19 protein-coding genes and 1 pseudogene are annotated in these 25,847 nt (G+C 72.9%); 12 read left to right on the forward strand and 8 right to left on the reverse strand.

Annotated features, from left to right (window positions below):
• Window positions 1-30: 30 nt before the first annotated feature.
• Window positions 31-1,440 carry a S1 family peptidase gene (locus P1P75_RS22030; protein ID WP_319257932.1) on the reverse strand — a complete coding sequence of 470 codons (1,410 nt, stop codon included), beginning with the start codon at window positions 1,438-1,440 and terminating at the stop codon, window positions 31-33.
• 189 nt (window positions 1,441-1,629) lie between these two features.
• Between P1P75_RS22030 and P1P75_RS22035 the strand changes: the two genes are divergently transcribed.
• The 7 genes from P1P75_RS22035 to P1P75_RS22065 all read left to right on the forward strand — a co-directional run bounded on the left by P1P75_RS22035 (window position 1,630) and on the right by P1P75_RS22065 (window position 10,234).
• Window positions 1,630-2,043 (forward strand): PaaI family thioesterase, encoded by a 414-nt coding sequence (locus tag P1P75_RS22035; protein WP_319257934.1) that lies wholly within the window; start codon window positions 1,630-1,632, stop codon window positions 2,041-2,043.
• 462 nt (window positions 2,044-2,505) lie between these two features.
• Complete coding sequence (locus tag P1P75_RS22040) at window positions 2,506-2,721, forward strand: type A2 lantipeptide (protein WP_319257936.1); 216 nt, start codon at window positions 2,506-2,508, stop codon at window positions 2,719-2,721.
• A 237-nt stretch (window positions 2,722-2,958) separates the two neighbouring features.
• Window positions 2,959-3,765, forward strand: a complete 807-nt coding sequence (locus P1P75_RS22045) for an HlyD family efflux transporter periplasmic adaptor subunit (RefSeq protein ID WP_319257938.1) — start codon at window positions 2,959-2,961, stop codon at window positions 3,763-3,765.
• Window positions 3,762-5,981 carry an NHLP family bacteriocin export ABC transporter peptidase/permease/ATPase subunit gene (locus tag P1P75_RS22050; RefSeq protein WP_319257940.1) on the forward strand — a complete coding sequence of 740 codons (2,220 nt, stop codon included), beginning with the start codon at window positions 3,762-3,764 and terminating at the stop codon, window positions 5,979-5,981. The genes P1P75_RS22045 and P1P75_RS22050 overlap by 4 nt, the downstream gene beginning before the upstream one ends.
• A gap of 1 nt (window position 5,982) precedes the next feature.
• Window positions 5,983-8,835 (forward strand): NHLP bacteriocin export ABC transporter permease/ATPase subunit, encoded by a 2,853-nt coding sequence (locus tag P1P75_RS22055; RefSeq protein ID WP_319257942.1) that lies wholly within the window; start codon window positions 5,983-5,985, stop codon window positions 8,833-8,835.
• Window positions 8,836-8,916: 81 nt separating this feature from the next.
• A complete protein-coding gene (locus P1P75_RS22060; protein WP_319257944.1) occupies window positions 8,917-9,927 on the forward strand; it encodes a Ppx/GppA family phosphatase in 1,011 nt (336 codons plus the stop codon).
• Window positions 9,928-10,012: 85 nt separating this feature from the next.
• Window positions 10,013-10,234, forward strand: a complete 222-nt coding sequence (locus P1P75_RS22065; RefSeq protein WP_319257946.1) for a hypothetical protein — start codon at window positions 10,013-10,015, stop codon at window positions 10,232-10,234.
• 24 nt (window positions 10,235-10,258) lie between these two features.
• Here the strand turns inward: P1P75_RS22065 and P1P75_RS22070 are convergent, their stop codons facing one another.
• Window positions 10,259-10,867 (reverse strand): flavodoxin family protein, encoded by a 609-nt coding sequence (locus P1P75_RS22070; protein WP_319257947.1) that lies wholly within the window; start codon window positions 10,865-10,867, stop codon window positions 10,259-10,261.
• Between the two features lie 74 nt (window positions 10,868-10,941).
• Here P1P75_RS22070 and P1P75_RS22075 point away from each other — a divergent pair, with 74 nt between their 5' ends.
• From P1P75_RS22075 to P1P75_RS22085, 3 genes are read left to right on the forward strand one after another with little or no spacing between them, the layout of a single operon-like run.
• Window positions 10,942-11,967, forward strand: coding sequence for an iron-containing redox enzyme family protein (locus tag P1P75_RS22075; RefSeq protein WP_319257949.1), 1,026 nt, complete (start codon window positions 10,942-10,944; stop codon window positions 11,965-11,967).
• Between the two features lie 12 nt (window positions 11,968-11,979).
• Window positions 11,980-12,642: a HemK2/MTQ2 family protein methyltransferase gene (locus P1P75_RS22080; protein WP_319257951.1), complete on the forward strand. Its 663-nt coding sequence runs from the start codon at window positions 11,980-11,982 to the stop codon at window positions 12,640-12,642.
• Window positions 12,623-12,820 carry a CDGSH iron-sulfur domain-containing protein gene (locus P1P75_RS22085; RefSeq protein WP_150473951.1) on the forward strand — a complete coding sequence of 66 codons (198 nt, stop codon included), beginning with the start codon at window positions 12,623-12,625 and terminating at the stop codon, window positions 12,818-12,820. The genes P1P75_RS22080 and P1P75_RS22085 overlap by 20 nt, the downstream gene beginning before the upstream one ends.
• Window positions 12,821-12,991: 171 nt before the next feature.
• Here the strand turns inward: P1P75_RS22085 and P1P75_RS22090 are convergent, their stop codons facing one another.
• From P1P75_RS22090 to P1P75_RS22115, 6 genes are all read right to left on the reverse strand, one after another.
• Window positions 12,992-13,423: a subtilase-type protease inhibitor gene (locus P1P75_RS22090; protein WP_319257953.1), complete on the reverse strand. Its 432-nt coding sequence runs from the start codon at window positions 13,421-13,423 to the stop codon at window positions 12,992-12,994.
• A gap of 614 nt (window positions 13,424-14,037) precedes the next feature.
• Complete coding sequence (locus P1P75_RS22095; RefSeq protein ID WP_319257955.1) at window positions 14,038-15,669, reverse strand: RICIN domain-containing protein; 1,632 nt, start codon at window positions 15,667-15,669, stop codon at window positions 14,038-14,040.
• A gap of 466 nt (window positions 15,670-16,135) precedes the next feature.
• Window positions 16,136-16,513, reverse strand: coding sequence for a toxin Doc (locus P1P75_RS22100; RefSeq protein ID WP_319257957.1), 378 nt, complete (start codon window positions 16,511-16,513; stop codon window positions 16,136-16,138).
• Between the two features lie 3 nt (window positions 16,514-16,516).
• Complete coding sequence (locus P1P75_RS22105; protein WP_073495742.1) at window positions 16,517-16,762, reverse strand: hypothetical protein; 246 nt, start codon at window positions 16,760-16,762, stop codon at window positions 16,517-16,519.
• 154 nt (window positions 16,763-16,916) lie between these two features.
• Window positions 16,917-19,157 carry a glycoside hydrolase family 9 protein gene (locus P1P75_RS22110; RefSeq protein WP_319257959.1) on the reverse strand — a complete coding sequence of 747 codons (2,241 nt, stop codon included), beginning with the start codon at window positions 19,155-19,157 and terminating at the stop codon, window positions 16,917-16,919.
• A gap of 174 nt (window positions 19,158-19,331) precedes the next feature.
• Entirely contained in the window at window positions 19,332-22,418 is a 3,087-nt protein-coding gene (locus P1P75_RS22115) for a glycoside hydrolase family 2 TIM barrel-domain containing protein (protein ID WP_319257961.1), read from the reverse strand.
• A 267-nt stretch (window positions 22,419-22,685) separates the two neighbouring features.
• Between P1P75_RS22115 and P1P75_RS22120 the strand changes: the two genes are divergently transcribed.
• A complete protein-coding gene (locus P1P75_RS22120; RefSeq protein WP_319257963.1) occupies window positions 22,686-25,070 on the forward strand; it encodes a SpoIIE family protein phosphatase in 2,385 nt (794 codons plus the stop codon).
• A gap of 187 nt (window positions 25,071-25,257) precedes the next feature.
• Window positions 25,258-25,617, forward strand: a pseudogene (locus P1P75_RS22125) (DUF4232 domain-containing protein); the annotation flags it as partial.
• Window positions 25,618-25,847: the final 230 nt, after the last annotated feature.

The following is a 25,847-nucleotide window of genomic DNA, read 5'->3' on the forward strand; positions in this document are numbered from 1 at the left end:
GGGTACGGGACGGGCTGGGGGTACGGTGCGTCAGCGGGTCTCGGTCAGCCCGGAGCCGTCCTGCACGCCGTCACCGTCGTGGCCCTCGGCACCGGCCGCTCCGCCTGCATCCTGACCGGCGTCCTGACCTGCGTCCTGACCGGCGTCCTGACCGGCGTCCTGACCTGCGTCCTGACCGGCCTCCTCGCCGGCTCCGGCCTCGCCGCCGGCCTCTTCACCGGCACCTGCGTCGGCGCCTTCACCGGCACCCGCTCCGGCCTCCTCGCCGCCGACGCCGTCCTCGGCGCCGATACCCTCGTCGGCGCCCGCACCGGCCCCGGCGTCGCCGAGGGTCGCGCCGACCGCCTCCAGGGCGGTGGTCACCGGCTGGAAGAAGGTCTCGCCGCCGGCCGTGCAGTCACCGCTGCCGCCGGAGGTCAGGCCGATCGCGAGGCCGTCCTGGGTGAACAGCGAGCCGCCGCTGTCGCCGGGCTCGGCGCAGACGTCGGTCTGGATGAGGCCCGTGACGGTGCCCTCGGGGTAGTTGACGGTGGCGTCGAGGCCGAGGACCTGCCCGTCGGCGAGACCGGTGGTGCTGCCCATCCGGAAGACCTGGGTGCCGACGGTCGCGTCGGCGGCCTGGGAGATCTGCACGGTCTGCTCGCCGAGGTCGACCTCGCTGGGGGCGACCGTGGCCGGGTCGTCGTACTTCACGAGTGCGAAGTCGCCCTCGCCGGGGAAGACCGCCTGGTCGACGGTGGCGATGGGCTCGCCGGCCTCGGAGTCGGACCATGCCTCGGCCGCGACGCCGCAGTGACCGGCCGTCAGGAACGCCGGGGCGCCGTCGCCCGCGGTGACGTTGAAGCCGAGGGAGCAGCGCGCTCCGCCGGCGAAGATGGCGTCACCGCCGGAGGCGAAGGTCTTGAAGGTGCCGGCCGACTTCTTGATGGTCGCGGTGCCGGCGCCGAGGCTCTGGACGGTGGACTCCAGCTGGTCCCACTTGCCGCCGGTGACCGTGGAGTCGGCGGTGACGAGGATCTTGTTGGTCCGCGGGTCGACCGCCCAGGAGGTGCCCGCGATGGTCGCGTCGGCCTTGAGGGTCTGTGCGGCGGCCGTGAGTTCGGCCGTGCTGTTGTCGACCTCGCGTACCTTCGCGCCGGCCTTCTTGGCCTGCGCGATGACGTTGTTCTGGTCACCGGAGACGTCGACGACGTTGACGACGAGCTGGTTCTTGCCGGTGTCGAAGTACGAGCCCGCGAAGGCGTCGCCGAGCAGGTTCTGCAGCTGCGAGGCGAGGTCCGAGGCGTCCGCCGCCTTCATGGTCCTCGGCGCCGCGGCGGCCTTGTCGCCGCTGTCCTGGGAGGCGTTGGCGTGGGGCAGCAGGAGTGCCGCCGCTCCGAGCGCCGCGACACCGCCCACCGCTATCGCGGCCCTGCGCTTCGGAATTCGCTTGTGACTCAAAAAACTCGACCTCCTGGGGGGACGGGGTCCGGCTGCCGGGGGCGGCAGCTCCGTACAGCGGCGCCTGGTTGGCCATGGGTACGCAGGGGGCGCGGGGTGCGTTCAATCGCGTTTGCCGACTTCCTTTGCGAAACCGTGAATCGGCCATGACCGGAGTCCCGGAGAGCCTGCCGGGGAACAATCGCCCATATGACGATGACGACCACCGAAGCCGACAAGATCCTTTCCGACTGCTTCGCGCCGTGGGTGCGCGCGTTGGGCCTGTCCGTGGAGGCGCTGGGAGAGGACCGGGCGATTCTGCGTCTGCCCTGGTCGACGGAGTTGGCCCGGGAGGGCGGTGGGCTGTCCGGGCAGGCGTTGATGGCGGCCGCGGACACCGCGACGGTGATCGCCGTCTCGGCCGCCCGGGGGGCTTTCGTGCCGATGACGACGGTGCAGCAGTCGACGTCCTTCCAGCGTGCGGTGACCGATTCGGATGTCCTGATCCAGGCGGTCCTGACGAAGCTGGGCCGCCGGACGGCGTTCGCGGACGTCACGATGACGGCCGAGCGTTCGGGTGAACTCGCCGCACGGGCGAGCACGGTCTACGCGCTGCTGGGCTGAGGCGCGCTCACACCGAAGGTGACCGGTCGCTGACGGACCGTTCCGTCCGGAGAGCGGAATCCCTGCTTCAGGGAATCTGCACACCGATTGCCCAAGCGGGTCACGGGGCGCCCCGCTTCTGCACAACCGCGCGCGCCCCGGCGTGCCATTGGGACCGGTGTGTCGGATTCGCCGCGAGGGCGTGCGGCGCTCATCGGAGCGATCTCGGTCCGGGGTGTGAAGAAGTCGGCGACAAGGCGTGGCCACACCTGCACGCTTTGACTCTCCCGTGACGCAAGTGTCCTGGTGAGGCCGGTGATTGATTGGAAGCCCCGGCGGCAGACCTGCTTTGATCCAACGCATCGCGGGGTCCACCGGGGTTCCCGGAAACGGGTCTTCGGTGCCCGCGGTCGCGGCCGTCATCTGTCCCCAGAGGGGGCCGCTCCCCCCTTGTGAGATATCCATATGAAGGGAAGTTCCCCCATGAACTCCACCCCCCAGGTCGAGACCGTCGAGATCGCCGACGCCGACCTCGACAACGTCTCCGGCGGCCTGTCCGTGAACGCCCTCGGCACCGTCACCGGCCTGGTTGACGGCATCGCACCGGTCTCCGGCCTGGTCGACACGGTCGTCGGCACCGTCGAGGGTGCGACCGGCCTGAGCGCCGCCCCGGTCACCAACCTGGTCGCCGGTCTCTGATCGCCGCCTTGTGACCGTTGGAGTCCCGGAGCCGCTCACCCGGTTCCGGGACTCTTCGGTGCCGTGAACCGCCGATCCGGTGCCGTGAACCGCCGTGTCGGTGCCGAGCCGCCGGCGGCCCGGTCCCGCGCAACCGTCGGTCCGGTCCCGTTGAACCCCCGAATCGGCCCCGGAAACCCCCCGATTCGGCCCCCGTGAACCCCGAGTCGGTGCCGTGAATCCCCCGAGGGAAGTCCCGTGCAGTTCCGTCAACAGGCCCTCGCCAGGCTCCAGTCGCCCGAGGAGCTCGACCTGCCGGTGCGCTTCGCCCGCCCCCAGGGCTGGCTGGTGCTGTCCGTGACCGTGGTCGTCATGGCCGCCGCGTCCGTGTGGGCGGTGACCGGCTCGGTCGCCTCCACGGTGAGCGCGCCCGCCGTCCTCACCCACGGCGAGGGCAGCTACATCCTCCAGAGCCCCGCGGCCGGCCAGGTCACCGCCGTCCTCGCGAAGGAGGGCGAGCGGCTGCCGGCCGGCTCCCCCGTGCTGAAGGTGCGTACCGCCGACGGCGACACCGTGGTGCGCACGGTCGCCGCGGGCCGGATCACCGCGCTCGCCGCCACGATCGGGCAGATCGTCTCCACCGGCGCGAACGTCGCCGCGGTGGAGAAGGTCGCGGAGGCGGACGAACCGTTGTACGCGACGGTGTACGTCCCGGCGGAGAACGCGGCCTCCGTCCCGGCGGACGCGGCCGTGGACCTGACCGTGCAGACGGTGCCGTCCCAGCGGTACGGCGTGCTGCGCGGCCGGGTGAAGTCGGTGGACCGCTCGGCGCAGTCGGCCCAGCGGATCGCCGCGTTCCTCGGCGACAGCCAGCTGGGCGAGCAGTTCACGCGGGAGGGCCGCCCGGTGGCGGTCCTGGTCCGCCTCGACCGCTCCTCGGCGACGAGGAGCGGCTACGCGTGGTCGTCGGCCGACGGGCCGCCGTACGCGCTCACCTCCATGACCATGGCCACGGCCTCGATCCGGCTGGCCGACCAGCGTCCCCTCGATTGGCTGCTTCCGTGACCGCGACCGAGACCCGCGGCAGACGGCGGGCCGCGCCGCCCCGGCGTGCGGTCCCCAGGAGCCGGGTGAAGACCGTCCGTACGCCCACCGTGCTCCAGATGGAGGCCGTGGAGTGCGGGGCCGCCTCCCTCGCCATGGTCCTCGGCCACTACGGCCGGCATGTCCCGCTGGAGGAGCTGCGCATCGCGTGCGGGGTGTCGCGGGACGGCTCGCGGGCCAGCAACCTCCTGAAGGCGGCCCGCGGTTACGGCCTGACCACCAAGGGCATGCAGATGGACCTGGCGGCCCTGGCCGAGGTGAGATCGCCCGCGATCCTGTTCTGGGAGTTCAACCACTACGTCGTCTACGAGGGTCTGGGCCGCCGCTTCGGCCGCCGGGGTGTCTTCGTCAACGACCCCGGCAAGGGCCGCCGGTTCGTGCCGATGGAGGACTTCGACGGCAGTTTCACCGGTGTGGTGCTGGTGCTGGAGCCCGGCGAGGACTTCGAGCGCGGCGGGCGCAAGCCGGGTGTGCTGGGCGCGATGCCGTCCCGGCTGCGGGGCACCGCGGGCACCCTGCCGGCCGCCGTGCTGGCGAGCCTGCTGCTGGTCGTGGTGGGCGCGGCCGTCCCGGCGCTGAGCCGGACCTACATCGACATGTTCCTGATCGGCGATCAGACCTCCCTGCTGGAGGTCCTGTTCGCGTCGATGGGCGCCTGCGTGCTGCTCACCGTCGCGCTGACCTGGCTCCAGCAGGCCAACCTGCAGCACGGCCGGATCATCTCCTCGACGCTGTCCAGCGCCCGCTTCCTGCGCCATCTGCTGCGGCTGCCGGTCACCTTCTTCTCCCAGCGCAGCCCGGCCGACCTGGTGCAGCGCCTCCAGTCCAACGACGCGGTGGCCGAGACCCTGGCCCGTGACCTCGCGTCGGCGGGCGTGGACGCGGTGGTCGTCGTCCTGTACGCGGTCCTCCTCTACACCTACGACCCGCAGCTGACGTTCGTCGGCATCGGCGTGGCCCTGCTGAACCTGGTCGCGATGCGCGTGGTGATCCGGATGCGCGCGACCCGTACGGCGAAGCTGCGCGCGGACAACGCGCGGCTGACCAACACGGCGTACAGCGGGCTCCAGTTGATCGAGACGATGAAGGCGACCGGCGGTGAGGACGGCTACTTCCGCAAGTGGGCCGGGCAGCACGCCACCACGCTGGAGGAACAGCAGCGGCTCGGGGTGCCGAGCGCCTGGCTGGGTGTGGTGGCGCCGACGCTGGCGACCGTCAACAGCGCGCTGATCCTGTGGATCGGCGGTATGCGGGCGATCGAGGGTGCCATCTCGGTGGGTCTGCTGGTCGCCTTCCAGGCGCTGGTCGCCCGCTTCACCGCCCCGCTGACCCGGCTGAACGGTGTCGCGGGCCGTATCCAGGACTTCGCCGCGGACGTGGCCCGGCTCAAGGACGTGGAGAACTTCCGGGCCGACCCGCTCTACGACCGCCGCTCCGGCGGCGACTCCACCCGCCGGCTGCACGGCCATGTCGAGCTGGAGAACATCGGCTTCGGCTACAGCCCGCTCGACAAGCCGCTGCTGACCGGCTTCGACCTGAGTGTCGGGCCGGGACAGCAGGTGGCACTGGTGGGCGGCTCGGGCAGCGGCAAGTCGACGGTGTCCCGGCTGCTCTCGGGCCTGTACGCGCCGTGGGAGGGCGTGATCCGCATCGACGGCCGGCGCCTTGAGGACATCCCGCGCGGTGCCCTCGCCGCCTCGGTCTCCTTCGTCGACCAGGAGGTGTTCCTCTTCGAGGGCACCGTCCGCGACAACGTGGCGCTGTGGGACCCCTCCGTCCCGGACGAGGCGGTGGTGGAGGCCCTGCGGGACGCCGCCCTGTACGACGTCGTCGTACGGCGGCCTGGAGGCATCCACAGCCGGGTCGAGCAGGACGGCCGCAACTTCTCCGGCGGTCAGCGCCAACGCCTGGAGATCGCGCGGGCGCTGGTGCGCCGGCCCAGCATCCTGGTGCTGGACGAGGTGACCAGCGCACTGGACGCGGAGACCGAACAGCTGGTCATGGACAACCTGCGCCGGCGCGGCTGCGCCTGCGTGGTGATCGCGCACCGGCTGAGCACGGTCCGCGACAGCGACGAGATCGTCGTCCTCGAACACGGCACGGTCGTGGAACGCGGACGGCACGAGGACCTCCTCGCGCGCGGCGGGACGTACGCGGCGCTGGTCAGGGAGCGGTGAGATGACGGCCGTACAGGAAGGTGACGTCGTCCTCCGCGCGTTGGGGCGGATGGGCACGCGCGTCGACTGCGCCGGGACGGGCCGGCTCGACCTGGAGGGTCCGCAGGTGCTGTGGCTGGTCGCCTCCGGCGCGCTGGACCTGTTCGCGGTGGACGCGGAGCGGCAGGGCCACTGGCACCACCTGGGCCGGCTGGAGGCGGGCTCGCTGCTGCTCGGCCCGGTGGCCGGCCCGCAGCACACGCTGGTGGCCCGCCCGTTGCGCGACTGTGTGGTCCACCGAGTCGGCCTGCGCGAGCTGTACCAGCCCGCGAACACCCAGACGTGGTCCTACGACGAGTACGGCAACCCCCAGTACGTGCCGCCCACGTCGAGCCCGCTGGAGTACGCCCTCGCCCTCGGCGTGGGCCGCGGACTGTCCGTCCTCTTCCAGGCGCCGATGGCCGGCGAAACGCCCACGGAGGACGGCGGTGCCCCCGCGCGAGTGGGTTCGGGCGCGGGGGAGGACGACGACGTGTTCTGGATGCAGGTCCCGCCGGGCAGCGTCCAGTACGGCTCGCTCTACGGCGCGGAGGCCGCCGCCGACCTGCTGATGGACCCCGCGGTGTGGCAGTCCATGGTCGACCAGCAGTACCGCCTGCTGACCACCCTCGACCGCTGGATCGAGCAGCTGGAGCGCACCCACGAGACCCGCACGGCCGCCGGCATCAAGGCCGGCGAGGCGGTGCGCGCGCAGGCCGACCGGACGCTGCTGGCGTCGATCGGCCGGAAGGCGGGGCCGCGCGCGACGGCCGCGGACGCGGACGCCACGTTCGCCGCCTGCCAACTGGTCGCGGGGGCCGCCGGCATCACCCTCGTCGAACCGGCCCGGACGGGCGCCGGCGAGGACCGGCTCGACCCGGTCGAGCAGATCGCCCTCGCCTCCCGCGTGCGCACCCGCGCCGTACGGCTGGACGGCCGCTGGTGGCGCGACGACGTCGGCCCGCTGGTCGCCCACCGGGCGCTGTCCGGGGCGCCGGTCGCGCTGCTGTGGCGGCGCGGCGGCTATGTCGCCGTCCACCCCGCGACCGGCCGCGAGACGCCGGTGGAGAAGGCCAACGCGGCGGAGTTCGAGCCGCGGGCGGTCATGTTCTACCGCCCGCTGCCCGAGCGCGGGCTCGGTCCGCTCGGGCTGCTGCGGTTCAGCATGCGGGGCACCGGCCGCGACCTGACGAACCTGCTCCTCAGCGGGCTCGTCACGGTGGCGATCGGCGCGCTGGTGCCGGTGGCCACCGGCAAGGTGCTCGGCGAGTACGTGCCGCGGGCCCAGCAGGGGCTGATCGAGCAGGCGTGTCTGGCCGTACTGGTCAGCGCCGTGGTGGCGGCGGCGTTCATGCTGCTCCAGAACATGACCATCCTGCGGCTGGAGGGCCGGATCGAGGCGACGCTCCAGCCGGCCGTGTGGGACCGGCTGCTGAGGCTGCCGACCACGTTCTTCGCCGAACGCTCCACGGGTGAGCTGGCGAGCGCGGCCATGGGCATCAGCGCGATCCGCCGGCTGCTGGCGGGCCTCGGCCCGTCGGTCGCGCAGTCGGTCACCGTCGGCGCCATGAACCTGGGCCTGCTGCTCTGGTACAGCGTGCCGATGGCGATGGCCGCGATCGGCATGCTCGTCGTCGTCGCCGCCGTGTTCCTGGGGCTCGGGCTGTGGCAGGTGCGCTGGCAGCGCAGGCTGGTGGTGCTCTCCAACAAGCTCAACAACCAGGCGTTCCAGACGCTGCGGGGCCTGCCCAAGCTGCGGATCGCCGCCGCCGAGAACTACGCCTACGCCGCCTGGGCGGGCCAGTTCGCCCGCAGCCGTGAACTCCAGCAGCGGCTCGGCCGGATCAAGAACCTCTCCACGGTTCTTGGCGCGGTGTATCTGCCGCTGTGCTCCCTGGTGATGTTCATGCTGCTGGCCGGTCCGGCGCGCGGCACGATGTCGGCGGCGGACTTCCTCACCTTCAACACGTCGATGACGATGCTGCTGACCTCGGTGACCTCGCTGACCGGCGCGTTCGTGTCGGTGGTGGCCGCGCTGCCCCTGTTCGAGGAGATCCGGCCGGTGCTGGAGGCGACCCCGGAGGTGCGGGCGGCGAGTACCCGGCCGGGTCCGCTGTCCGGCGCGGTCGAGGCCCGCCGGCTGTCGTTCCGCTACTCCGACGACGGCCCCCTCGTCCTGGACGACGTGTCCTTGGAGGTGCGGCCCGGCGAGTTCGTGGCGATCGTCGGGCCCAGCGGCTGCGGCAAGTCGACCCTGCTGCGCCTGCTCATCGGCTTCGACCGCCCGGTCTCGGGCAGCGTGCTCTACGACGGCCAGGACCTGGCCGCCCTCGACGGGCCGGCCGTACGCCGGCAGTGCGGGGTGGTGCTCCAGCACGCCCAGCCCTTCACCGGGTCGATCCTGGACGTCATCTGCGGCACCGGCTCCTACACGCCCGAGGAGGCGATGGCGGCGGCCACGATGGCGGGGCTCGCGCAGGACATCGAGCGGATGCCGATGGGGCTGCACACGATCGTCTCGGGCAGCGGCTCGGTCTCGGGCGGTCAGCGCCAGCGGCTGATGATCGCCCAGGCGCTGATCCGGCGCCCGCGCATCCTCTACTTCGACGAGGCGACCAGCGCCCTGGACAACGACACCCAGCGCACGGTCATCGAGAGCACCCGGGCGCTCAACGCCACGCGCATCGTCATCGCCCACCGCCTGTCGACGGTGCTGGACGCCGACCGGGTCGTGGTGATGGAGAACGGCAAGGTCGCCGAACAGGGCCCGCCGTCGCGGCTGCTCGCGGATCCGGCCGGCCGGCTGCACGAACTGGTGCGGCGGCAGCTGGCCTGAGGGGCCGGGCGGCGCCGGGCCGTGGAAGCCGGCCACCGCCGGGTGACGTATGGAGTGCCTGCGCCGGGTACTCGACCGGCCATGAGAATCAGCGTGCTGGACGTGGGATCCAACACCGTGCGGCTGGTGGTGGCGGACGCGCAGGACGGCGTGCCGCTGCCGGTGCACACGGCCAAGTGGCGGCTGCGGCTGTCCGAACAGGTCAAGCCGGGTGAGCCGATACCCGGCGAGGCGATCGGCAACCTGGTCGACGCGGTGGCCGCCGCGAACCGTACGGCGGTCCGGTGGGGCGCGACGAGCCCGCTGGCCTTCGCGACCGCCATGGTGCGCAACTCCCCCAACCGGCGGGAGGTGCTGCGCGCGGTCACCGCGCACACCGGTGTGCCGCTGTGCACCCTGCCGGGCGAGGTGGAGGCCGAGCTGACGTTCCTCGGGGCGCGGCGCTGGATGGGCTGGCGGGCGGGACCGCTCGCGCTGATGGACATCGGCGGCGGCTCGTTCGAGGTGGCGTTCGGGCGGGGCCGGCTGCCGGACTTCGTGGCCTCGCTGCCGCTCGGGGCCGGCCGGCTGACCCACGAGTTCTTCGCGGAACAGGACCCGCCGCCCCCGGAACGGGTCCGTGAGCTGCGCCGCAAGGTCCGCCACCAGCTCCGGGACGTGGCCGCCCGGATCCGCTGGGAGGGCCCGCGCACGGCGGTGGTCACCTCCCGTACCTTCCAGCAGCTGGCCCGGCTCTGCGGGGCGCCACCCGGCCGCCAGGGCCCGTTCGTCGCCCGCACGCTGGACTGTGCCGGCCTGGGCGAGGCGGTGACCCGGCTGGCGGTGTTGCCGGCCGCCGCGCGGGCCGAGCTGCCCGGCATCTCCGCCCCGCGCGCCGCACAGAGCCTGGCGGGCGCGTTGGTCGGGCACACGGCGATGAAGCTGATCGGCCTGAAGACGGTCACCGTCTGCCCGTGGGCGATCCGCGAGGGCGTCCTGCTGCGGCACATCGAGGACGGGGCGTCCTGGTGGGCGGAGGTCACCCGGCTCTCCGAGGAGTCGGCGCCCGCGGAGCCGTTGCCGCTGCGCGTGGCGGCCTCCGCCAGGAACTGAGCAGACCCGGCGCCAGGAACTGACCAGACCCGGCCGGGCGCCGTGCGCAGCGAGGAGCCGGGCACCGAGAGGAAGGGAGCCGTCCGTGTCCGAGGACGCCGAGCGACAGGGGACCGAGCAGCGGGACGCCGAGGAAGACCGGCAGGACCGTCCCAGGACCGCGCTCGAGGAGGTGATGCGCGAGATCGAGGAGGCCGAGCGCCGCACCGACGAGGAGCGGGGCAACCGACGCGGCCGGGGTGAGGGCGAGGCCGGCGAGGCCATCACCCCCAACACCCGTGCCCAGGAGGAGTCCCACGGGGACTGACGCCGGGGCCCGCGGGTCGACGGCTCAGCCGGGCGGCGCCCCCAGGGGCCGCCCGGCGAGCGCCCGCGCGACCCCAACCAGGTTGGTGGCCATGGCCCGGCCGGTGCGGTGCGACCAGTCGCGGCCCCGCTCCTCGTCGAGGTAGTCGGGGCCGGGTCCGGGGCCGAGGTGCCAGTACGTCCAGGCCTGGCCCGGAATGGTGTAGCCGATGTCGGCGAGCGCTCCCGAGATCTCGCTGATGACGTGGTGGGCGCCGTCCTCGTTGCCGGTGACGACGACGCCCGCGACCCTGTTGTAGGCGACGGGCCGGTCCTGGTCGTCGGTCTCGGACAGCATGGCGTCCATCCGCTCCAGGACCCGCTGGGCGACGGAGGACGGCCTGCCCAGCCAGGTCGGCGAGGCCATCACCAGGATCTCGGCGTCCAGCAGCTTGGCGTGCACGGCCGGCCAGGCGTCGCCCTCGCGGACGGGCTCGCTGGTCACGCCCGGCTCGATGTCCAGGTCGACGGCCCGGACCACCTCGACCTGGACGCCGTCCTGCCCCAGCCGGTCCACGACGACCTGGGCGAGCGCGTCGGTGTTGGAGGGGTCGGGGGACCTCTTGAGCGTGCAGTTGATCACGAGTGCCTTCATGACGGTCCGGAGTACCCCTTGGGGCCGGGTCCACTCGGGCGGATGCCACCCGGCCCGTGGGGTACCCGGCGCGTATGGCATACGAAGGACCAAGGCTGCCCGATGCCCGCGGACCCGTGTCCGCGGGCGTGCGGGAGTACCTGCTGGGCGGGGGCCCGCTGCCGCCCGCCCTGACGGTCGCGCGGGCGCCCGCGTACGGCGACGACCTCCAGCTGGCGCTGTACGTCTGCTACGAGCCGCACTACCGCGGCTTCGCGGGGGTGAGCCCGGACGTCGAGTGGGACCCCGGCCTGCTGCGGCTGCGCGCCGCGCTGGAACACCGTTTCCTGACCGCCCTGCGCGCCGACACCCCGGTCCACGACAGCGTGCAGGAGGCTCTCGCCGAGTTGCTCGTCGAGCCGGTGGAGGGCGTCGGTGTCTCCCACTTCCTGCGCGACGAGGGCGAGTTGTGGCAGCTGCGCGAGTACGCGGCGCAGCGCTCCCTGTACCACCTCAAGGAGGCCGACCCGCACGCCTGGGTGCTGCCGCGGCTGTGGGGACGGGCCAAGGCGGCGATGGCGGCGGTGGAGTTCGACGAGTACGGCGGTGGCCGCGCCGACCGGGTCCACGCCCGCCTCTTCGCGGACCTGATGGCGGACCTGGACCTGGACACCGCGTACGGCCGCTATCTGGACGCCGCGTGCGCCGAGACGCTGGCCACGGTCAACCTGATGTCCCTGTTCGGCCTGCACCGCTGCCTGCGCGGCGCGCTGGTCGGCCATTTCGCCACCGTGGAGATCACCTCCTCGCCGGGTTCCCGGCGGCTGGCGGAGGCGATGCGCCGCGCGGGCGCCGGGCCGGCCGCCGCGTACTTCTACGACGAGCACGTGGAGGCCGACGCGGTCCATGAGCAGGTCGTACGGCACGAGGTGATCGGCGGTCTGCTCGAACAGGAGCCGCAGCTCGCGCCCGATGTCGCGTTCGGTGTCGGCGCCACCGTCCTGTTGGAGGACCGGCTGGCCGAACGGCTGCTCGGGGACTGGCGGGCCGGGCGTTCCTCGCTGCGCACACCGCTGACCCTGCACATTCCCCAGAATTCCGAAAAGGCCCATATTTCCTGATTGCCGGGGTACTTGGCGGATGTGAATCCGCTGGTACTTCCGGGCGTGTACGCCCCTCAGGAGGACACCGGCCTGCTGGCCGGGGCGCTGTCCGAAGAAACTCTGCCGCCGGGCTCCGACGTCCTCGACGTGGGCACCGGCTCCGGCGCGCTGGCCCTGGAGGCGGCGCGCCGCGGGGCCCGGGTGACCGCCGTCGACGTGTCCTGGCGGGCGGTGCTCGCCGCCCGCTGGAACGCCCGGCGGGCCGGGCTGCGGGTGCGCGTGCTGCGCGGGAACCTCTTCGAACCGGTGCGCGGCCGGACCTTCGACCTGGCCCTGGCGAACCCGCCGTACGTGCCGTCCCCCCACTCCGGCCGGGTGCCGCGCGGACCGGCCCGCGCCTGGGACGCGGGCGGTGACGGCCGGCTGGTACTGGACCGGCTCTGTCGGGAGGTACCGGGGATGCTGAGGCCCGGCGGGGTGCTGCTGCTGGTGCAGTCCGCGCTGAGCGATCCGGACCGGACCGTCGGGCAGTTGCGCGCGGCGGAGATGAAGGCGTCCGTGACGCGGCGGCAGCGCATTGCGTTCGGGCCCGTCCTGCGCTCCCGGGAGGAGTGGCTGCGCCGGCGGGGGTTGCTGTCCGGCGGCGAGAACAACGAGGAACTGGTGGTGGTCCGTGCCGAACTCCCCCGCTGAACGGCCGCGCCGGATCAGTGTGCGGCGCAAGGGGCCCCTGCTGGTCGAGGGGCCCGTCGAGGTGGAACTGGAGGACGGTTCCACCGTCGTCTCCGACCGCTTCCGGGTCGCGCTGTGCACCTGCCGGCGCAGCCGCCGCTACCCGTGGTGCGACACCAGTCACCGCGACCGGGCCTGACCCCGACGCCTCGCTCCGACGGCCGCGCGGGAAATGCCAGGGACCGGCGGGCGGCCCCACTCCGCCCTGCCGGCCCCTGGTCGCGGGATCGCCGTGGTTGTCCGTGTCAGTGGCTCGCACTCCCCACGTCACGAGCCGTTCGCATGGCACACGGGGCCACGCGACCCCGGTCTAGAACGCGAAGAGGGCACTCCCGGAGGAGTTCTTCACGCAGTCGTTGGAGAAGGTGCGCTCGTAGGAGACGCGCTTGCCCTGCCAGACTCCGTCGACGGTGACGACGACGGGGTCGTACTCCCTGGTGCACCACGCCTCACCCGGGTCGGCCAGTACCTCGAAGTCACCGCCGGCCGCCCGCAGTTCGGCACAGGCCAGGGCGGCTGCCGGGTGGCTTCCGGAGGGGCCCGGCGCACAGGTGAGGGTGACGGCACGGGCCGGGCTGACGGCGGTGGCGCTCTCTCCGTGCCCGATGGTGAGCACCAGGGCCGAGGGGGCGTAGAGCGAGGCCGGGGCGGCCGGGGCGGCGAGTGCGGACCCCGTGAGGGTTCCGCAGACAGAGGCGGCCGTGAGGCCGAGGGTCGCTGCCCAGCGCGCGGTGTTCCGCATTGTGTGCATCCTTCCGCTCGATTCGGGTTTGCCGGTCCGGCTCGGTCGGTGTCGAACGCGGCGAGCGCGAGTCTGCCGAGTCCGCTGCCGAAACTCACATCGACCCCACGGGTTTCGGTAACCTTGCGTATTGAATCAGTGGCGTGAAGTCACGGAATTCGAACGTTCCAACCCCCGGGGCAAGCGCTTCATGATCCCTCCTCTGGCCGAAGTGACCGGATTCCATAGGTTCGTTAATCGTCCGGAAACATTCCGCGTCCGGCCCGCCCGCGCTCTTTCGCCCCCCGTCCGTTCATCCCGGCGCAGCTCCGAAGTGGTGCGCCTTTCATCCACCCCGGCGTCGCCGGCCCTCTCGGCCGGGTCGGAGGCCTGACTCATTTCCTACCGGTGCCGAAGGCCTGGCAGGGCACATCCGGCAGCCCGTCCCCCGCCGGTATGGCCGCCGTGGAGCGCGGCTCGACGACGAGAGGCGGGACGGACGGACGGCCAGGGACTGGCCCTGTCCGCTCACGCGACTCCGGCGACCGTCGGCCCGGCGGACCTTAAGGAGACCGCCGGGTGAGCGCCGGGTGAGCGCCGGGTGAGCGCCGGGCGACGGTCGGACCGGCCGCGTCTCAGGCGGTGCGGTCCGACAGTTCGACGGGGCGCGCAGGGGGCGGCTCGGTGCCGGTGATCGACAGCGATCCGGTACTGGCCGGGGCCGCGTCGGACTGCCAGCGCTGGCCGGTGGAGCGGTCGCGGACCTTGACGACGACGTCGGCGCCGGCGTCCGTACCGGCCGGGGCGAGGGCGAGGGACTCGTCCCAGCGGGGCAGCAGCTCCCCCTGCGGGGTGAGGTCGTAGCGGACGTCGTCGGCGCGCGGGTCGCCGGCCTCCACGCACGTTTCCAGGATGACCACGCCGGCGTCCGCGCGGGCGTCCACGCACAGATGGGGCTCGGCCAGACTGCGCAGCTGCCCGTCCTCCTCGTACGACCACTGCTGGGACCGGTCGTCGGAGCAGTCCGCCAGTTCGAGGGCGACGCCCGCCCTCGCCTCTCCGCGGATGTCCAGGCAGAGGTCGGCGGCGAGGTTGCGCAGCCGGGTCTGCCTCGGGGCATTGGGGAGTTGGGCGGTGTCGGGGCCCGAGGGGACGGTGGGGGTGGCCGGGGAGCCGGTGGCCGGGGAGGCGGCCGGGCCGGCGGTGCCGTCGTCGGTCCACAGGCCGGCGGCGAGCAGGGCGGTCAGCAGGCCGGCCCCGGCGAGGCCGACGCCGGTGAACAGGGCCCGCGGGGAGCGCGGTCCCGCGCCGGGTTCGCGGCGGCCGGGCGAGGGCATGCGCGCGAGGAGACCACCGGCGCGGCGGGAGCCGCCGCGCGGCCGGCCGCCGCGGTGCCGGGCGGAGCCGCGCAGGCCCACGCTCTGCTGTGCGGCCCGGCCGGGCCGCGATTCGACGTACCGACGGGCTCCCCAGCCGAGCACGGCCTCGGCGAGCAGGATCCCCAGGTCGCCCTCGAAGTGGCCGAGTTGTTCCGCCGCGGCACGGCAGTAGCGGCAGGTGTCCAGGTGCCGGCGGACGTCGGGCAGGAGGTCGCCGCCGCGGCCTATGGGGACGTCGAGGAGCCGGTTGTAGAACCGGCATTCCTTGCTGGGAGCGAGGTCCCGGTGAGCGCGGACGCAGCCCTCGCGGAGCTTCTCCCTGGCCTCCGCCCGCACGCAGGCCAGGTTGTCGGTGTCCATGCCGAGCAGTTCGGCGGCGGCGGTGATCGGCTCGGCCTCGACCTCGGCGTGCCACAGCACGCTGCGGGCGACCGGGGGCAGGCTCTGGAAGGCGCGTTCGGCGAGCAGCCGGTTCTCCGGGGTCATGGACTTGGCGGCCCGCATGCCACGGGCGCCGGCCGGCTTGCCGAGGTCGGGCAGCACGCCGGACAGTTCCTCGTCGGCGGCCCACTGCCGGACGGTGTCGCGCACGGTGACCAGGAGGCGGGGCCGCAGCGCGGTGCCGGGCTCGCCCATCTTCAGCCGGTCGAGGACCTGGTGGAAGCCGGCGGTGGAGAGCATGGCGGCGATGCCGGTGGAGGAGGCGAGGCAGATCACCGCGTAGTCGTGCACCGGCTGCCAGTGCCGCGCTATGAGGAGCGCGGTCGACCGGGCCACCTCGGCGTCCGTCCCGCTGCGTGTCCCCGAGGCGAGCAACTCGTCGGATTCACCGGGTCCCGAGCCGGGCGGCGGGGCGAAGGGAGGGCGAGGGGGCTGGGGGGTGAGCACTGTGCGGCTTCCTTCGGTACGTACCTGTCCGACGCCACGGGGGTGTACGTTCACCTCCGCCGGCGAACGCGGGACGCCCGGCCCCGGCCCCCGCACGAGTGGCTCACCTTCGCACAACTGAGTCGCGCGCAACAAGCCACCGAGGATTCCTGGCCACTGTTGAGAGAATGTCGACAGGCGGCGTCCGATTTGCCCCGTGTGGAGCCCAGTTGACCCTCCCCCCGAGGCCGACCGCACCCCGTGCGCATCGCGCGCCCCGTGTGAAGCGCGCACACGCGACGGTGCCACGCACACGTTCCGCGCGTGTGCGGCGCGTAGTGGACTGGGGGTCGGCCCTTCCTCGGAGGCCACGCGCGGGACGGCGGCTCTCCCTGCGCGAAACGGCCGCCGGCCCCGTTCCTCCCGCCCTCGGCCGGCGGCCCGGGAAGGTCCCTTCCTATGCCCCCGCTTCGGTTGCCGGGCGGTCTCAGATCTGCCAGGACCGCAGCCGGTCCGCCGCCCCGTAGATGTCGGTCTTGCCGTCGATGAGATCGCGGGTCAGGTCGACGAGGGCGCCGTACGGCGGGTCGATGCCGGCGCCGCTGACGAACATGTAGGCCACCGCTGTCGCGCTGGCGAAGCGGGCGTTGGCCGAGGGCAGGGGCTTGAGCAGTGCGAGGGTGTGCAGCAGCGCGGCTGCCCGCCAGGCCGGGTCGGAGTCCACGCCGAGCCGCGGCGGGTCGACCCGGTGACGGGCGACGGCGGCGACGAGCACGGAGAAGTCGTTGATGGTGGGCTGGTCCGGCAGGACCTCTTCGTGGCGCTGGAGCAGCCACGGCACGTCGATGTGGATGACAGGTGTCATCGGTCAGGCGACCCGCCCCTCACCCTTGACGGGCGGTTCGTCGTCGGGGAAGGCCGCGGCGAACTCGTCGGCGTGGGTGGCGAAGAACCTGCGGAAGGCCTCCGCGCCCTCCTGGAGCGCCCGGTGCCTGGCTATGTCCGCGGCGGCGGCCTCCCTGACGAGCGCCTTCATCGACGTACCGCGTTCCTTGGCGATCTGCCGCAGGTCCTCCAGCTCGCGATCGCTGAATTCCACATTGAGGGCTGGCATGTCCTTCACGGTACCGCTCGGGTACTTACTCGTAAATATCCCCTGGTCAAAGTAGTGGAAAGGCGGTACCGAACGGTGCCCGAGCGATCCTGCCACCGATCACTTCCCGGCAGACTCGGACACCGTTCGACGTCAATCGTTCATTCTTCGGCCGTCACCCCTGGTCGGCCACGAAGGAGGCCATCCGGGCCAGGGCCGCGTTCCAGTTGATCGCCGTCTCGTTGGTCGACCAGGACTCGATGTCGTCGATGTAGCAGAACTGCCCGACACAGCCCTTGAGTTTCGCCTGCGCGACGGGGTCCTGGATGCTGGAGTTCGGGCCGCCCGCGAGGGTGCCGGCCGGCGGGCCCGGCAGGCTGGGGTCGAGCGCGCGGGCGTACCAGCGGCTGTGCAGCTGCTGGGCGGCCACGTCGCCGTAGCCGGTGACGTAGGAGATGTTCAGCGCGTTGCGGCCGAGGATGTTGTCCATCGCCTGGACGGCTCCGTCGCGGTACTTCGAGGCGCCGGTGATGTCGTAGGCGGTGGCGATGACCACGGCGTTGTTGAGGACCTGGTGGGCCGAACCCCAGTCGTAGCCGTTGTTCTCGGGCGCGTACGGCATGCCGTACGCCTGGCCGCGCAGGGTGGCGAGGTAGGTGTCGGCGCCCGTGACGACCGAGCGGCGCACCTTGTCGCGGCCGGGCAGCTTGCTGGGGACGGTCGCGAGGTCGAGGCGGGCCGCGGCGGCGGTCCTGGACCAGTCGAAGCCCCGGGGGACGAAGACGTCTGCCGTGTGGACCGGGGAGTTCAGGACGTGGTCGGCGAACTGCCTCTCACCGGTGCTGAGATACAGCTCGGCGGCCGCCCAGTAGAACTCGTCGGTCACGTTGTCGTCGTTGTAGGCGCCGCCGCCGGTGCCGTCGGCCGGGTCGGCGTACACGGCGGGGTGGGCGAGGGCGGCCGTCCACGCCTTGCGGGCGGCGGTCAGCGCGCGGGCGGCGAAGGCCTTGTCGTAGGGCTTGTACAGGCGGGCGGCCTGCGCGGCCGTCGCGGCCAGGTTGAGGGTCGCGGCGGTGGTCGGCGGGTGCAGTTCGCGCTTCTGCGGGTCGTTGCCCGGCAGGAGCGGCAGGCCGGTCCACTGCTCGTCGTGGATCTTGTGATGGACCATTCCCGCGAGGGCCTGCCCACCCGGGACCTGCATCCTCAGCAGGAACTCCAGTTGCCAGCGGGCCTCGTCGAGGACGTCCGGCACCTTGTTGCCGCTCTCGGGGAGCGCGAGGGTGCCGTCGCCGAGCTTCGCCGGGTCGCCGGTGCGGGCGGTCAGCGCGCGTTCGTGGGTGCTCATCAGCTCCCAGGCGGCGATGCCGCCGTTGACGACGTACTTGCCGTGGTCGCCCGCGTCGTACCAGCCGCCGGAGACGTCGAGGGTGTAGTCGCACACGCCGGGCTGGCAGGGCACGGAGGTGTCGCCCTGGTTGGGGGCGACACCGACGTGTCCGGCGGCCCTGCCGTAACCGGGCCGCAGGTCGTCGCGGATCGCGATGCCGCTGCGCTGCGGGTAGAAGTACTTGACCGCGTCCCGGCGGAGCCGCTCGTAGGCCGCCGCGCCGATGTCGAAGGGGTGGCTGCTCTCGCCGTCCACCGCCAGGGTGAGGCCGGTGCCGCGGGTGCGGTACGCGCCGAAGTCGACGGAGTGGACGTTCTGCCCGGAGGACACGTCGAGACCGCGCGGCACGGTCCAGCCGCGGGCCACGGTCGCACCGGCGGCGTTGCGCAGCGCCCAGGGCAGCTTCGCCGTGGCGTCGGTGACCAGGGTGGCGTTCTTCGGCCCGGCGGGCAGATAGCCGACCTGGTTGACGCGCACCCGCGGCCCGGTGTCGGGCTCGTACACCTCCGGTGGCACCCCGCCGAGCAGGGAAACGTCGTCGAGGCAGAACCGCCAGGGGTCGGCGCTGCCGCCGACCTGGAAGGCGACCTGGCCCTCGGTGGAGTCGACCGGCGAGGTGAAGGTGTAGGAGTACGACCCGGCCGCCTCGCCCAGCACCGGGCTCGCCTCCTGCCAGGTCGCGTACGGCGCGACGGACTGGCCGACGATCGCCCGCACCACATGGCCCTCGGGCACGCCGGACGCCGCGAAGGAGAACCGGTACGTCTCCCCCTTGACCAGGGTGATGCCGTCCTGGCCGATGCCGGAGTCCCAGCGGTTGACGGTGCCGCCCGGCACGTCCGCGCACAGCCGGCCCTCGGACGGGGCGGCGGTGACGTTGGTGGACCACCACGCGTCGGCGCCGGCGTCGAAGGTGCCGTTCCGGATCTGCTCGGTCTCCTCGGCCCCGGCCTGCGAGGCGGGCAGCGCGGTGAGGGCCGTGCCCAGCAGGGCCGCCAGGGACAGCAGGGTGGTTCTGCGTCGTTTCACGTACGGGCTCCTCCGAGAGGTGCGGGAACGCTCCGGACGGGAGCTCGCTTGCGATGGGAGCGCTCCCAAATACGGTCGGAGGACATGTTTGTTGCAGTCGTGACACCCCGTCAACGGTCCGGACGGGACGACTTGGCCGTCGTGGCCGCCGCCCCGCCCGGACCTCGCCGTTCCCTACGCCTCCAACCTGCTGATCCTGACGGCCCCCTGCACCTCGCCGGGCCGGCCGCTCGTCAGGGTGAGCCGCAGCCGGGAGCCGCGGACGGCGTCGAAGGTGATCACGGTCGGCCGGTCCGAGGCGTCCGCCCACGCGACGGCCGCACCCGTGACGGGGACATAGCGCTCCCCGTCGCCGACCTCGACCCCGATCGCCGCGGGCAGGCTGTGCGGGCCGCCGGTCGTGAAGGACACCTCCACCCGGTCGAAGGTCCGCGTCCGCCCCCAGTCCACCGACACCCAGTCCTCAGGACGGGCCTGGCTGAAGGCGGGCAGCAGGGCGGTGGCCGCCTTGACGAAGGCGTTGGACCAGCCGGTGGCCGGGTCGCCGTCCAGCATCGCGGCGGGCAGGGTGTCGGTCCGCCCCGAGTAACCGGCGTCGGCGTGCGGATGGTCCGGGGGTGTGGGGAGGTCCGGCGCGAAGGCGGCCGCGGGGGTCGTCGCCTCCGTGGCGGCGCGGGCGGCGCGCACGGTGACGGTGCCCCTGCGCAGCCCGTCCACCCGGGCGGTCACCTTCAGGGCGCCGGCCTTCGTGCCGGAGCGCACGATCGCGAGCGCCTTGCCGTGGAAGGCCGTGCGGGTGCTGGCCTGGTAACGCTCGGCACTCTCCTGGCGTCCGTTGTCGAGCCCGGCGAGGGAGCCGCCGTCCACCGCGAAGGAGATCAGGTGCTCGGCGTCGGGCACGACCACGCCGCGCGCGTCGACGACGTCCGCCGTGACGAAGACGAGCGAACGGCCGTCGGCCGGCAGGGACTTGCGGTCAGCGGTGAGGCGGACGGCGTGCGGGGCGCCGGCGGTGCGCAGGACGTCGGTGGCGACGGTCCGCCCGCCCCTGCGGGCCACCGCCTTGAGCACCCCCGGCTCGTAGGGCACCCGCCACGTCAGATGGAGCTTGCCCGCGCTGCCGTTGGGGCTGGTGTAACTGCCGGGGAAGGGCCCGGTGGTGAACGTCTTGTCGTCGCCGGTGGCCTCCGTGGTCTCCAGGTACGGCCGCCCGTCGACGGTCTCCTTGGCGTCGAACTCCCGGACGCCCAGCGACTTCCCGTTGAGGAACAGCTCGACGGCCGGGACATTGGCGTACGCCCACACCTCGACGGTGTCGCCCGCCTCGTGGTTCCAGGTGGCGGGGAGCAGGTGGACCATCGGCTCGTCCGTCCACTGGCTGCGGAACAGGTGGTACATGTCCTTGGGGAACCCGGCCGTGTCCACCGCTCCGAAGAAGGACGCCTTCACGGGGAAGACGTCGTACGGCGTCGGCTCGCCGATGTAGTCGATGCCCGACCACAGGAACTGTCCGGCGAACCACTTGCGGTCGCGGTCCTTCTTGTGGCCGTACTCGCCGCTCATGGTCCAGGAGGCGAGGTTGTTGTCGTAGGACGAGGTGGCCCGCCTGCCGGGGGTGTGGTTCTCGCCCGTGTTGAGGCGCTCCGGCTCCTGGTACGTGCCGCGGGACGAGGTCTGCGAGGACGACTCCGACTCGAAGAGGAACAGGTGCGGGTAGGCGGCGTGCAGGTCGTCCACGGACCTGGCGGTGTTGTAGTTCAGACCCAGGCCGTCGAGCTTGGCCAGCATCAGGTCGGCCGCCGAGCCCTTCGCGGGGAGACGGCGGTACTTGTCGGAGCCGATGATCAGGGGGCGGGTGCCGTCGGCCGCCCGGATCGCGGCGATGATCCGGTCGGCCATGGCGAGGCCGGCCGTGGCGGTGGAGTCGGGTATCTCGTTACCGATCGACCACACCAGGACGGCGGGCGAGTTGCGGGCCGCGAGGACCATCTCGGTGGCGTCCCGCTCGCACCACTCCTCGAAGAACCGCCCGTAGTCGTACCGGTTCTTACCCGTGCGCCAGCAGTCGAAGGCCTCCACCAGCATGACGATGCCCAGTTCCTCGCAGATCCGGATCATCTCCGGCGCGGGCGGGTTGTGGGAGGTGCGGAAGGCGTTGACGCCCATCGACTTCATGAGGGTCAGCTGCCGGCGGATCGCGTCGGCGCTGACGGCGGCGCCGAGCGCGCCGAGGTCGTGGTGGAGGTCGACGCCTTTGAGCTTGGCGTGGACGCCGTTGAGGTGGAAGCCCTCGTCGGGGTCGAAGCGGAAGGTGCGGATGCCGAACGGGGTGCGGTAGGTGTCGGTGCGCCGGCCGCCGACCCGCAGCTCGGTCTCCAGGGTGTAGCGGTGGGGTGTGGCGAAGTCCCACAACCGGGGGTCGGGGACGGTGAGTTCGTGGGTCTGCGTGGCGCGGTCGGCGACCGTGACGGTGGTCGAGGCACGGGCCACCGTGCGGCCGTTCGGCGCGACGATCCGGGAGCGGACCTCGACCTCGGCGGCGGCTCCGGAGGCGTTCACCAGGTCCGTGCGCGCCCGGACGACGGCCCGCTCCTCGCCGATCTCGGGGGTGGTGACGTACGTGCCCCAGCGGGCGACGTGCACCGGCTCCGTGACGACCAGGCGGGCCTCACGGTAGATGCCACTGCCGGAGTACCAGCGGCTGCTGGGGAGCCGGTTCTGCACCCTGACCGCGAGGACGTTCTCGGTGGTGCCGTCGGTGTGCACCAGGTCGGTGAGATCGAGGGCGAAGCCGGTGTAGCCGTAGGGGTGTCGGCCCACCTCGGTTCCGTTGCAGTAGACGTGGGAGTCCATGTAGACGCCGTCGAACTCGACGGAGATCCGCTTGTCCGCGCAGTCCGGCGGCAGGGTGAAAGCGAGGCGGTACCAGCCCAGGCCACCGGGGAGGAAGCCGGTCCCGCTGGTGGTGCCGTGCTCGGTGGTGGGGCTCTGTTCGATGCTCCAGTCGTGCGGGACGGCGACCTGTCGCCAGGCGGAGTCGTCGTGACCGGGGGCGGCGGCATCGGCGTACCGGCCGGTCGGGTCGGTGATCCCGCCCGGATTCACCAGCGCGAAGCGCCAGCCGTCGCGCAGAGCGACGGTGCGCCGGCCGGAGACGCTCGCGGCGGCCTCCGCGGCCCCGGCGGGCGGGGCGCCGAGGAGCGCACCCGCGGCGGGTGTGGCGGCGGAGGCGAGCAGGACCGATCTGCGAGTGACCGTCATGGCGGCTCTCCCTCATCAGGAACCAGAAGTACTCACAACTGAACGTCAACCAACAAGATCTGACGTCGTGCCACTCCGGTCCGTCAAGGGGGCGGTCCCGCCGTTCTGCCCGACGCACCCCGTGCGCCGGAATCCGGCCTGTTCGCGCACCTGCCCGCACGGAAGGGGGTGGCCCTGCGTTCTCCTCCGTGCCGACGCCACAAGCACTAAGGTGGAACGGAAGTGGCTTGCCTGTTCACTGTGAGTGTCCGCGATGGAGTGGGGACGATGACCTCGGACGACCCGTTCGACGACGCCACGACGGCGCGAGCGGTCATTGACGAGGACGGCACGCTGGCCGGGTGGAACGAGGGGGCCCGCCGTCTGCTGGGCCACCCCTCCGCCGAGGTGGTCGGCAGACCGGCCGCCGTCCTGCTGGCCGACGGCGGCGCCGCCGGACCCCCGGGCCCCGGCGAGGACCGCTGGAGCGGCACCCTCGCGCTGCGCCACCGCGACGGCCACACCGTGTCCGTGTGGGTGCTCGCCCACCGGCGGCAGCCGCCGGACGGCGGCCCGGTCACCTGGCTCGCCGTGACACCCCTGCACGCGGGGTTCGAGGATCCGCAGGACGACGACCTGATGCGGGCGGCACTCGTCCAGTCCCCCTGCGCCACCATGATCTTCGACGACCGGCTGCGGCTGCGCGGGGTCAACGACGCGATGGCCGAGCTGGTCGAGCTGCCCCCGGCCCGAATCCGCGGCCTGCGGACCATCGACCTCGGCGACCGGCCGCAGAACGCCGAGATCGAGACGTACATGCGCCGGGTCCTCGCCACCGGCGAGCGCCAGGAGATGCAGACCGTCATGAAGGCCCCGGGCGAGGAACGGGCACACGCCTGGCTGGCCCGGATCGCGCCGCTCACCGACGCCTTCGGACAGGTCCGCGGCATCTGCGTGACCGCCCACGACTTCACCGAGCACTACCTCGCACGCGAACGGCTCCAACTGGTCAACGAGGCGAGCGTCCGCATCGGCAGCACCCTCGACGTCACCCGGACGGCCCAGGAGCTGGCGGAGGTGTGCGTCCCCGCACTGGCCGACTTCGTCAGCGTCGACCTGCTCGACCCGCAGGAGCACGGCGCCGAGGCCACCGGCCCGCTGACCGCGCCCGTCCAGCTGCGGCGGGCCGCCCACCACTCGATCAACCCGGGCTCCCCCGAGGCCGCGTGCAAGCCGGGCCAGGTGGACAGCTACCCGGCCGGCTCCCCGCAGGCCGGCTCACTGATCGCGGGCCGTACCGTCGCGGCCGCGGTGTCCCTCGACGACATCGAGGCATGGCGGTCCTGGGACGAGCGGCGGGTCCAGCTGGCCCGCGAGTACGGCACCCACTCGACGATGTCCGTCCCCCTCCAGGCCCGCGGCACCACACTCGGCGTGGTCGTCTTCTCCCGGTTCCGGCGCCCGGAGCCGTTCTCGCCCGACGACGTGCTGCTGGCCGAGGAACTGACCGCCCGCGCCGCCGTCTGCATCGACAACGCCCGCCGCTACTCCCGCGAGCGCGAGACCGCCCTGGCCCTCCAGCGCAGCCTGCTGCCCCGCACCCTGCCGCGCACGGCCGCCGTCGACGCCGCCTCGCGCTATCTGCCGGCCGCCCGCGCCGGGGTCGGCGGCGACTGGTTCGACGTGATCCCGCTGTCCGGGATGCGGGTCGCGATGGTCGTGGGCGACGTCGTCGGGCACGGCATCCAGGCCTCGGCCACCATGGGCCGGCTGCGCACCGCCGTGCGCACCCTCGCCGACATCGACCTCGCGCCCGACGAACTGCTCACCCACCTCGACGACCTCGTGGTCCGGCTCTCCGAGGAGGCCGGCGGGGAGGGCAGCCCCGGCGAGGTCGGCGCGACCTGTCTGTACGCGGTGTACGACCCGGTGTCGCGGCGCTGCACCCTGGCACGGGCCGGACACCCCCCGCCCGTGCTGCTCCCGCCGCACGGCGAGCCACGCGGGGTCGAGCTGCCCGCGGGGCCCCCGCTCGGCCTGGGCGGACTGCCCTTCGAATCGACCGAACTGGAGGTCGCCGAGGGCTCCGTGCTGGCCTTCTACACCGACGGTCTCATCGAGTCCCGGGAGCGGGACGTGGACGCCGGTCACCGAATGCTCCGGGAGGCCCTGGCGGCGGACGCCGACTCCCTGGACGAGACCTGTGACCGGGTGCTGCACGCGCTGCTCCCACAGGGCGGGGCCGCCGACGACGTGGCCCTGCTGCTCGCCCGCACCCGCGGGCTGCCCGCCTCGCAGGTCGCCACCTGGGACATTCCGGCGGACCCCGCGCTGGTCGCGCCGATCCGCAAGCAGGCCGTCGACCAGCTCGCGCGCTGGGGACTGAGCGAGCACTCGTTCACCGCGGAGCTGGTGGTGAGCGAGCTGGTCACCAACGCCATCCGGTACGGCGCCCGCCCCATCCGGTTGCGGCTGATCCACGACGCGACCACGCTGATCTGCGAGGTCTCCGACAACAGCCACACCGCGCCGCATCTGCGCCGGGCCAAGACGTTCGACGAGGGCGGCCGGGGGCTGCTGCTGGTCGCCCAGCTCACCCAGCGGTGGGGCAGCCGGCACACGGCGGACGGAAAGACGATCTGGGCGGAGCTGGGCCTGCTCGCGGACGACTGAGACACGGTCCACGGGTGTCGGCCGTACGCCGGCGGGCACCCGCCACGGTGGCTGCCCCGCACATGACGCGGCATCGGAGGGCAGAGCGATGGAACCTGCGGCCCTGACGGATACGGGTCCCACCTGTACGGGGCCTGCGGCTGCGCGCCCGGCGCGTTCGTCGCCGGGCGCGCGTCGCGCGGTGTGGCAGCGGAACTTCCCGGTCGTCCTCACCAACGCGTCCGGCCGCACGTGCACCGTGCGCGGCTATCCGGGCGCCGCCTTCCTGGACGCCTCCGGCAGGCAGCTGGGCCCCGGTCCCCGCCGTGACGCGGGCTCCGGTCCGGTCACCGTGACACTGGCACCGGGCCGCAGCGCCTGGGCCGGGCTGACGTACTCCAGCCCGGAGGTCAGCGGAGCCGAGGCGGCCACTCCTACGACGCTGCTGGTGACCCCGCCGGACGAGCGGGACCCGCTGCGGGTGCCGTGGACCGGCGGAACCGTCCCCGTGTCGGGCAACGCGTCCTCGGTGCGACTCACCGTGTTCACGCCCGGCACCGGCCCGTGATCGCACGCCCGGCTCGAACCGCGGGTGCTTCCGCCGAAGGTGCTCCGGTCGGCCGTGCGGTCAGCGGCCGGGTCCGGGGCCTCCGTAGCCGTAACCGCCGTACCCGCCATAGCCGTAGCCGTAGCCGCCGTTCCCGTACCCGTAGTCGGGGGTGCCGCCGTTTCCCGCGCAGGCGTACGCGTAGGGGTAGCCGCAGGCCGGGTTCGCGGGGGTGGGGCTCGGGGCGGCCG

Origin of the sequence: Streptomyces sp. ID05-39B (assembly GCF_033794725.1) — a bacterium.
In the GTDB taxonomy this organism is placed as follows: Bacteria; Actinomycetota; Actinomycetes; order Streptomycetales; family Streptomycetaceae; genus Streptomyces; species Streptomyces bobili.